Consider the following 8,176-nt stretch of genomic DNA (forward strand, 5'->3'; position numbering starts at 1 on the left):
CTTTACAGATTTTCGCTATATACTTTATAAAATCAATTATCGGATATGTTATTAACGAAGGATGTTGTGTAAATGCTATTCCTTCTTGTTGTATTATTGAAACGAGTTGTTCTATACTCATTTCTTTTCGTTTAATTTTATTGTAATGTTTAAATACGATATTTTTCCACTTGAAAGAATCGCATTGGAAATAACTTTGTCCTTTTATTGTATGGTTGAAAATTTGTTCTAACTTTTCTCTTCGGTGTTTTTCTTTCAAAAAGTTCTCCATACTACATCCCACCTTCTAATCGTTAGCTATACAAAGTTTCCTTCCGTATTTGCTATAACCAGTCTCTAAAGTTAAGATCCATTCGTGTAAATCTTCCCAGGAGTATCCTAACTCAGATAAAAGTATAGGAAATAGATCAAAATTATCACGCCAATCATACATATTATTGAGAGCATCCTCTAATCGACCGAATGAAAACAAGGGAATATTTTTCTTCTTTTGATTTTTATAAGTAGCACGTACTAAGTAAACATAAGTCCTCCCATGTTTCTTACTAAACACAAAAAAGCCTTTCGTTCCCTCTTACCCTTTCATTTCTCTCACCCTTTACGTTTTTCCCACCATACTATTGGAAAAAGAAAATATGGTGGGAAAGATTTGTTTAAATGTGATCTTATTTAACTAGTTACTAGTACATTATCTTTTACGAATTTTTCAGCTTGTATATAGAGCAAAAATAAATCGGCACTAAGCGTTATAGTAGTTGAGTCTTTCATTCTTTTAAGGTTAATAAAGTCGTGTTCTTCATTACCGAACATTTTTGCGTAACCTAAAACTAAGTATATAGGGTTCTGTATTGAGCCACCTTAACTTTGTGAATTTTATTTTAGAGAAATGTCACTTGGTAAAGTGTGTAACATAATGGGAATTTATGTTAAAATTATATTAGGGAAGTTTACAAAATTATTAGACATACAGAGGGAGAAATTATGTTGAAATCTATTAAAAAACTAGCCATTATATTACTAATTGTTTCAATTTTCTTTATCGCATATAAAAATATTTCAAAACAAAAAGAAGGTTATGAATTTGTTATGGAATATTTAAAGACACATAAGACAGATAAAAATGTATCTTTTATTCTACAAAGAAATGGAAAAAATCTAGTAAGTATAAATTCTGATGAGGTAATTCCTTTAGCAAGCATGATGAAACTAATTATTGCTGTAGAATTTGCTAAACAATCTGCTGAAGGAACGATTAAAGTTGATCAACAAATTCCCTTAAGTGATTTAGAAGTATATTATATAAAAGATACAGATGCCTCTAACCACCCTAATTGGATTCGTTATTTAAATGAAAAAAACATTATTCGAAATAATCAAGTAACATTAGAACAAATTGCAAAAGGAATGTTGCAGTTTAGTTCCAATGCAAATGCTGATTATTTAATAGACAAATTAGGTTTGGAAAATATTAATCAAACGATGAAAAATTTACAATTACCTCATCATCAAGAATTATATCCACTTGTATCTAGTTTATATGTTGCTGGCAATTTAAAAAAAGAAGAGAATTTAACCAAAAACGAAACCTTAATAAAAATGAAAGCTATGTCACAACAAGAATTTGCTAGGGAATCTATTAAGATTCACCAATGGATGAAAAATTCTACTGAATTTAAACAACGTAATATCCCATGCCTAGGCGATATTGAATTTCAAAGAATATGGTCAGATAATTTACCAGCCGCATCCGCAAAAGACTATCTTCTATTGATGGAACGACTGAATCGTAAAGACTATTTCCCACAGAATGTGCAGAAAGAGTTAGACAAGATTGTCGAATGGCCTATGGAGAATCCAAATAACAAGGAATGGTTAATACATGTAGGGCAAAAAGGTGGTTCAACAGCATTTCTATTAACAAACTCCCTTTATGCAAAGGATAAAGAGGGAAATATGACGGAACTAGTGTTTATGTTTAATGACTTAAATGAAACTGATTATATGAACCTGAGTGAACATTACAATGATTTCGTGTTAAAAACTTTGAATGATCAAAAATTCAGAGATCTCTTAATTGAAAATTTAGATTAATTCAGAGATCGACCACACCATCTCTATATGGAGAGGCGGGCATGATACCATTGTGAGGGTGTGAAATCCCTGTCCACCGCAACATTCGCAAAGTAATCATGCCCGTATGGGATCCATGTCAAGCCTATACGATATGAAAATATGTTCTCAAAGTATGTGAATTTCACTCGTTTCAATTGGCTCAAATTTAATTGCGAATTGGCTCAAATTTCGGTTGTGAAATATAAAAATTCCTAAACTTTAGTTTTATCAAATACAATTTCTCAGAATTCTCCTTATTTCCATTACATAAAATGTATATTCACTATCCAGTCTAATACTTTATTTTAATAAAACTCTTATCATGAAATATAAACGATTTGTCAGTCTAAATCTTTATTTTAGTTAATTAGACAAATACGAATAGCAATATCCCATTAGATCAAGGATGTTCAGTCTAAAATATTTTTTAAACTGAACAGCAAGTTTATGAGTTTAAAAAAGATTTATGGCAATGTTATGCTTCAAATATTACAAGAATTTTCTCTAAAAATAATGCTTTCTGGCAATATTATGGTTCAAATTGTGGCGGACTTATGATTCAAATCACAGTATTTGTAATATGAACCATAAGTTTTCCGAAACGGCAAGCTTATGGTTCTTTTTGTTTGCGGCAAACTTATGCTTCCTGTAGCTTTGAAATAAATTCGTACCGATAATAAAAAAGTTGATCGTTTTATCCCTTTGGGTTTACTTATCTATAGGGATATTTTTATTAATAAAAGAAACATGATATATAAACTGAATATAAAAACGTTTTAATCCTTTAAAAATATTCCATAATTTAGTATTGTTTAAATATGGAATATTTTGTTTGCATGAAAGGGGTAACTATATGTTTTTACAAAAATATAAAGGTTTGATTATTGGGATAATTGGTGCTGTTATAGGGATATTATCTTTCTTTTATCTTAAAGATTTAGATTATATGTATAGATTGGGTCTTAGATTATTTTCTATAACATTAATAACTATAGGATGGATTATTGTCGAGAATTCGAACCATTTCTATAAAAAAAAGGATAATGGTAATGTATAGATGTTACTATTCCCAAATTTTTTTTGCGTTTTATTAATCAGAGAATCACATAGTAAGGTTAATATGTGTAATTTTAATCAACCATTTTTATAAAAACCAATCTTAAATCTACTGGAAAAGAATCTATTATAAAATCAACGTTTGTAGCATGTTTTTGATCAAACTTTATTACAAACAAACAGCATTCACGGCAAGTTTATGGGTTAATAATTAATCCACGGCAAAGTTATGCTTCCATTTTCTTTGAACAATTAGATAAATATCTTCTAAAACAAGTGAATTTCGGCAAGTTTATGCTTCCAATTGCGGCAAACTTATAGGTAAAGTGACAGGATTTATGGTATATGAAATATAGTTGGAAAATTAATTGAGTTTAGGGGTTTAGAGAGGGGAAATTACTATGTCACTTTTACAACAACATTTTGAAGAAAGAAGAGAATACATTTTCAATCGTCTTAAACAACCAGAATACATGGAAAGAAGCATAGAAAAAGTTCAACAAGCTCAAAAAGAGATCAAAAATACAGTGCGAACGATTAAAGATTTGTTACTCTTAGACAAAACAACTGATCCTTGTTTACCAGAGGTCGCTCAATTTTCTCTTCAACACATTACAAATTCAGAGTCGTTTGAGAATGTCAAAAACCTTGTTCCATCCTCTATAAAAAAGTTAAGTGAAGAAGAACGCACAAAAGTGTTAGATGAAACATTAAGCGTAGCAAACCAAATCATGAATCTAGAACGTACCGTTTTTATCATGATGTTTAATGCAAAAGAGAAAATTCTCATGGATGCTTATAAGAAAAAAACTAGATCACAAACAGAACTTCATTACGATGTTGCTGACAAAGAAGGGTTCGACAAGGCTTTTTATGAAGAGCGTATTGATTCATTACAAAATGATATTCGTGTGCTATCTTTTAGAAAGCTATGTGATAATGAACCCGCACCAGAGGACTTAGAACTATTCAAAGAACGTTACGAAACAGTTATTTTACCAAAGATACAGGAAATTGTTTCCCTAATTGAACCAAGTCTAATAGATGTAGACGTATTTTTAAATCCAGTAATCGAGTACGGTGTAGAAGAAATCACTTTAGATGAAATGATTCAAAAATTACAAGAAAACATTTCTTTATTTCACAAATTATCAAAGGTTGAATATTGCCCAACGGTTGAGCTAACAGTAAAAGAATATTTATTCTTAGAAGCTATGAACCGTTCCAAAAAAGGAGAGGAGTTGCAACCATCTAAATGATGCATACACAAGAAAAATTTTATGAGAAGTTAATAGAAGAGAAGAAAAAAGTAACGATTTTTCTAAAAAATGGTGTTAGAGTCCCTGGAAAAATTGTCGCTGTTGATAAATTTACGGTACTAGTTCTAAGTGATGGAAAGCAACAGTTCCTTTATAAACAAGCAATTTCGACTATTTCTTTATAAAACAAAACCGACACAAAAGTCTCACAATGATAACGTTTTTATCCTTTTATGAATGTATCTCACTTCAAAAATTTCCATACATAATGTACTCTTAGATATAAGAGTTAGTTTTTTTCCTTTAGAGCAAGGCTGGTTTCAGCCTTGTTTTTTGTTTGCAATTTTTTGGGTACAATTTTTTCGAGATTCTATGTATAAAGGAGTTTAAAAGAAAAAGTGGATATGAAATTACTACATGACATGATAGAAGATCAAAAAGAAGAATTGAGCTATCTTGTAAAAAAATATGGATTTAGTCATCAAAAAGTAATTGATTTTAGTCAAAAATTAGACCTTTTAATCTATGAAGCAATGGGGAAATATCGATTAGACAAAAAAATTAGGATAAAAAAAGAATTCTTTCAATAAGGATTCATAACAAAAAGATAAGAGACAGATATAGAAATAAAAAGAATTAACTATATTATAATCCAAAAATATGAAATGATATATTGAGAAAAAATGCAAGAATGAATTTTCTGATTAAATTTCTTGAAATAAAAAAAGAGTTGTAATAACAAGCTGTCATTAAACCCCTTACACCAAAAGGTTGGCAAATATCCAATCTTTTTTTATGTAGATAGGCTCTCTTGCTTTTCTTGCATGAGAGCCTATCTACATTCGGGAACTACCTTTCATTATTATAAAGAAAGAATCCATATAAAACCAATGGGTTTTTTGATATTAAAACGCTACATTTTCTATATTCTATGTTAAAATTAGTGATTGAGGGCAAAATTTTTCAAGAGAAAAAGGCAAACAATATAAATACTTTCTGAAAGTGTTCAATTCAAGTTCAACAAAAAGCATTTGTTATTCTATAGCAAATGCTTTTTGACAAATTACATTCTTTTTTATAACATAAAAAAAGAATTGAGTGGTCGAGACTCAATTCCTTTGGTAAAGCTATTTGCCAACGAACACCTGGTATGAGAATCCTTCGTTAAATGTTGGATTCTTTTACTTTGTCTGTAACATAAAATGTAATACTGTATATGCCATTTTTCTTGTTGAACACCCTCGTTTGAGTGCTAATTGTTGTAAGAGTTTTTGCTGAAATAGTGATAATTCAATTTCTACAAAATGCTGAAAAGCATGAGATTGCCTTACAGGTATATCCTCCATATAGATATAGTCTAAGCCTTCTGTTACTAGCTCCGATGCAATTTGATCTGAATTTTCGTTATACAATGCGAACTCTTCCAATCTTTCATACAAATGTGGTTCTAATGAAATCAATAACTTCTTATTATTTTTTTGGAATTTCTGTTTCTGGCCTTTCCAGTAATTTTGCTCTTGCATAACTGCATGTAACATTTTGATTCCCCCTATTTATAATTTTAATTTGTATTTCTTCCTTAAAATCAAATCCCTACTTATTGTTTCTTACGGTATCAATTGCGGCTAAACAGGCGGCTACTCCAAGACGCTTTTCACTATATATTTTCTTATTCACTGTTAGGTACCAGCACCCATTTTCTTTTACGCTCAATAGATCGTCATATTGCCTCCCTAATTTTTCTAAAATAAAAGTGGATTCCTCAACAGGATTGAAATATTCAATTGGCGTTCTAATAAATGGTGTACGATTCTTACCCCAATATGTACCGCATTTTTCTAGCCCCAAAAACTCTTTTGCAATGACATGATCTAGCCTTTCTGTTGCAACAGATAAATCATGATACGGTATCCACCAATTAGAATCACTCATGGCCACAAACTCTTTTGCAATACTGTTGTATAGGATTTGACAGATACTAATACCTTCAAAGTCATCTTGTGTGACAACAAAATCGGACTGTCTTAATTTGTGCCCGTTTTTATCCGTTGTACCAATTTCAAATTCTTCACTTTTCAATAATTGGACTGTTTTCATCACATTAAATTCCCCCTTTATTTCTCAAATGAACATGCTAAAATATTTTTGAAGGCATCTTATTTCTTGTGCCCTTCACCGATACGATCACTCATCACACTTCCCCTTTCTGTTGCTTTATAGCAATGGAAAGGGCTTTTTTTGTAAAGCGGCTTTTGCTTTCTTGCATGGCATTTTGAAGCAATTTCAACTTTGTTTCTTTGCAAAGAACTCTCCATACAGATACACCGATTTTCATTTTCTTACCTCCCTTTTATACTTCTTCTCCACACTCATGACAAACCGTTATAGATTCATCTGTTCCCTTGATTTCGATTGTTTGATTATCTCCATGCGTACAAGAAATTTCTTTGTCTTCTATCTATTTTTTCATGTGAATTACAACTTCTTCAATGCAGTAATAACATAGTCTTCCTAACGCAAATCCTTCCGCGGCAATCTCTCCGCACGCTCTACACTTGTAATCTTCCATGTGATTGATCCTTTCTTTCTTAAAGGCCTAATTTACTAAGCTGACAGCAATCAACGCACTAATTAAGATCAAACCAATAAATTGCATGGTACTCTTTAATGATTGAATCAATGTGTTATCTCCTTTCTAGAAAGATTGTTTTGAAAATAGGCATTTTTCCATATGGCTTTCCTCTAAAATCCATATAAGATACCCGAAAATAAGTAAGTGAAAAGCATCATAAAAATGGAGGTTGCAAAGAAACCATAAAATCAAATCTGATCGGAAACATATTCTTCAATACCAAAATAACGATTTAAGTTTTTGTAATTTTCTGAAATTGATGAGTAAAATTTTTTGAGGAATTTAAATTTAAGGTGAGGTTGTGTTAAAATAGGCTCACCAGACGTAATTTTAATAAGGATTTGTTTCATAGCCATTCTTCCTTTCTTAAATTATATTGGCCCATAAGAGGAAGGTGTTTTTCCAGGCTGGCAGGCGCGGAAACATCTTTCTCTTTTGTTTTTTACTTTTTATTTTTAGGTTCACCAAACCATTCATGCATTGCATCAATCGATACAAGCCAAGACTTTTGATCCCGTTTATATATGCGGTTCGGATCACGCGGCGGTTCAAAATATTTAATCAAACCGCGTTCAATCATACTATCAATTTGTTCTTCTTTTGCTAAAGATGGTTTTACCTTGTTTTTTACTGTTTCATAGGGTATCCCCCATCTTATAGCCGCTTCTTGAAGAAACATATACTTATCAATTTCCTTCATTAACAAATCCCTTTCTAAATCTATAAATATTTTTATATGAATCTCCTTTCAACTTAAACTTAACCTATATAGGTTAAAAATTCAAGTGTTTTCCTATTTTTTCTTTCGAATTTTTTCGACAAATTAAAAAATCCCTATAAATATGGGGTACGGAAACGATTCAGGGAATGAGGGACCGATCTGGGATTAAATTACAATTTTAAAATTTAAACAAAAACCGAAAGTAAACTTTTTTAATGTTCATTTAGTGAAAACGAGTTTTACAAAAGTATGAAAATAGCAAACTAATAAAAACAAGTTATAATATTGCCATTAAATCAAAAAGAACATGTAGTAATCTCTACATGTTCTTTTTATTCACAAATGTAAACTTTTGAATATTTGTTTACATTAGAAATTGAAATATATTATATATAT

General features: G+C 30.5%; 12 protein-coding genes. 5 read left to right on the top strand and 7 right to left on the bottom strand.

What is annotated here, in order from left to right:
• Positions 1–271: hypothetical protein (locus CQ058_RS30070; protein ID WP_105590202.1), on the bottom strand; the 271-nt coding region annotated here is incomplete at its 3' end.
• A 15-nt stretch (positions 272–286) separates the two neighbouring features.
• Positions 287–553, bottom strand: coding sequence for a hypothetical protein (locus tag CQ058_RS32590; protein ID WP_258169588.1), 267 nt, complete (start codon positions 551–553; stop codon positions 287–289).
• A 428-nt stretch (positions 554–981) separates the two neighbouring features.
• On the opposite strand from CQ058_RS32590, the gene CQ058_RS30085 reads away from it, so the two are divergent.
• From CQ058_RS30085 to CQ058_RS30105, 5 genes are all read left to right on the top strand, one after another.
• Complete coding sequence (locus tag CQ058_RS30085) at positions 982–2,091, top strand: serine hydrolase (protein ID WP_105590204.1); 1,110 nt, start codon at positions 982–984, stop codon at positions 2,089–2,091.
• 874 nt (positions 2,092–2,965) lie between these two features.
• On the top strand, positions 2,966–3,169 hold the full coding sequence (locus CQ058_RS32600; protein ID WP_000479685.1) for a hypothetical protein: 204 nt from the start codon (positions 2,966–2,968) through the stop codon (positions 3,167–3,169).
• Positions 3,170–3,569: 400 nt separating this feature from the next.
• Positions 3,570–4,427, top strand: coding sequence for a hypothetical protein (locus CQ058_RS30095; RefSeq protein ID WP_105590205.1), 858 nt, complete (start codon positions 3,570–3,572; stop codon positions 4,425–4,427).
• Positions 4,427–4,612, top strand: coding sequence for an RNA chaperone Hfq (gene hfq, locus CQ058_RS30100; RefSeq protein WP_181150790.1), 186 nt, complete (start codon positions 4,427–4,429; stop codon positions 4,610–4,612). Before CQ058_RS30095 ends, hfq begins: the two co-directional genes overlap by 1 nt.
• Before the next feature lie 213 nt (positions 4,613–4,825).
• Complete coding sequence (locus tag CQ058_RS30105; protein ID WP_165690451.1) at positions 4,826–5,017, top strand: aspartyl-phosphate phosphatase Spo0E family protein; 192 nt, start codon at positions 4,826–4,828, stop codon at positions 5,015–5,017.
• A 591-nt stretch (positions 5,018–5,608) separates the two neighbouring features.
• On the opposite strand, the gene CQ058_RS30110 is transcribed toward CQ058_RS30105, so the two are convergent.
• From CQ058_RS30110 to CQ058_RS30130, 5 genes are all read right to left on the bottom strand, one after another.
• Entirely contained in the window at positions 5,609–5,965 is a 357-nt protein-coding gene (locus CQ058_RS30110; RefSeq protein ID WP_105590206.1) for a hypothetical protein, read from the bottom strand.
• 55 nt (positions 5,966–6,020) lie between these two features.
• The gene (locus tag CQ058_RS30115) at positions 6,021–6,524 is read right to left on the bottom strand and encodes a hypothetical protein (protein ID WP_105590207.1); all 504 of its coding nucleotides are present in this window, start codon (positions 6,522–6,524) and stop codon (positions 6,021–6,023) included.
• Between the two features lie 94 nt (positions 6,525–6,618).
• Positions 6,619–6,762: a hypothetical protein gene (locus CQ058_RS32060; protein WP_165690452.1), complete on the bottom strand. Its 144-nt coding sequence runs from the start codon at positions 6,760–6,762 to the stop codon at positions 6,619–6,621.
• 485 nt (positions 6,763–7,247) lie between these two features.
• The gene (locus tag CQ058_RS30125) at positions 7,248–7,409 is read right to left on the bottom strand and encodes a hypothetical protein (RefSeq protein WP_258169589.1); all 162 of its coding nucleotides are present in this window, start codon (positions 7,407–7,409) and stop codon (positions 7,248–7,250) included.
• Positions 7,410–7,501: 92 nt separating this feature from the next.
• The gene (locus CQ058_RS30130) at positions 7,502–7,759 is read right to left on the bottom strand and encodes a helix-turn-helix domain-containing protein (protein ID WP_000658304.1); all 258 of its coding nucleotides are present in this window, start codon (positions 7,757–7,759) and stop codon (positions 7,502–7,504) included.
• Positions 7,760–8,176 lie beyond the last annotated feature (417 nt).

It is taken from the genome of Bacillus sp. MYb56, assembly GCF_002976445.1.
Taxonomy (GTDB): domain Bacteria; phylum Bacillota; class Bacilli; order Bacillales; family Bacillaceae_G; genus Bacillus_A; species Bacillus_A mycoides.

Excerpts from the sequence above, each read along its gene's own strand:
- CQ058_RS30085 (WP_105590204.1), top strand. The coding sequence starts at position 982 with ATGTTGAAATCTATTAAAAAACTAGCCATTATATTACTAATTGTTTCA.
- CQ058_RS32600 (WP_000479685.1), top strand. The coding sequence starts at position 2,966 with ATGTTTTTACAAAAATATAAAGGTTTGATTATTGGGATAATTGGTGCT.
- CQ058_RS30095 (WP_105590205.1), top strand. The coding sequence starts at position 3,570 with ATGTCACTTTTACAACAACATTTTGAAGAAAGAAGAGAATACATTTTC.
- hfq (WP_181150790.1), top strand. The coding sequence starts at position 4,427 with ATGCATACACAAGAAAAATTTTATGAGAAGTTAATAGAAGAGAAGAAA.
- CQ058_RS30110 (WP_105590206.1), bottom strand. The coding sequence starts at position 5,965 with ATGTTACATGCAGTTATGCAAGAGCAAAATTACTGGAAAGGCCAGAAA.
- CQ058_RS30115 (WP_105590207.1), bottom strand. The coding sequence starts at position 6,524 with ATGAAAACAGTCCAATTATTGAAAAGTGAAGAATTTGAAATTGGTACA.
- CQ058_RS32060 (WP_165690452.1), bottom strand. The coding sequence starts at position 6,762 with ATGAAAATCGGTGTATCTGTATGGAGAGTTCTTTGCAAAGAAACAAAG.
- CQ058_RS30125 (WP_258169589.1), bottom strand. The coding sequence starts at position 7,409 with ATGAAACAAATCCTTATTAAAATTACGTCTGGTGAGCCTATTTTAACA.
- CQ058_RS30130 (WP_000658304.1), bottom strand. The coding sequence starts at position 7,759 with ATGAAGGAAATTGATAAGTATATGTTTCTTCAAGAAGCGGCTATAAGA.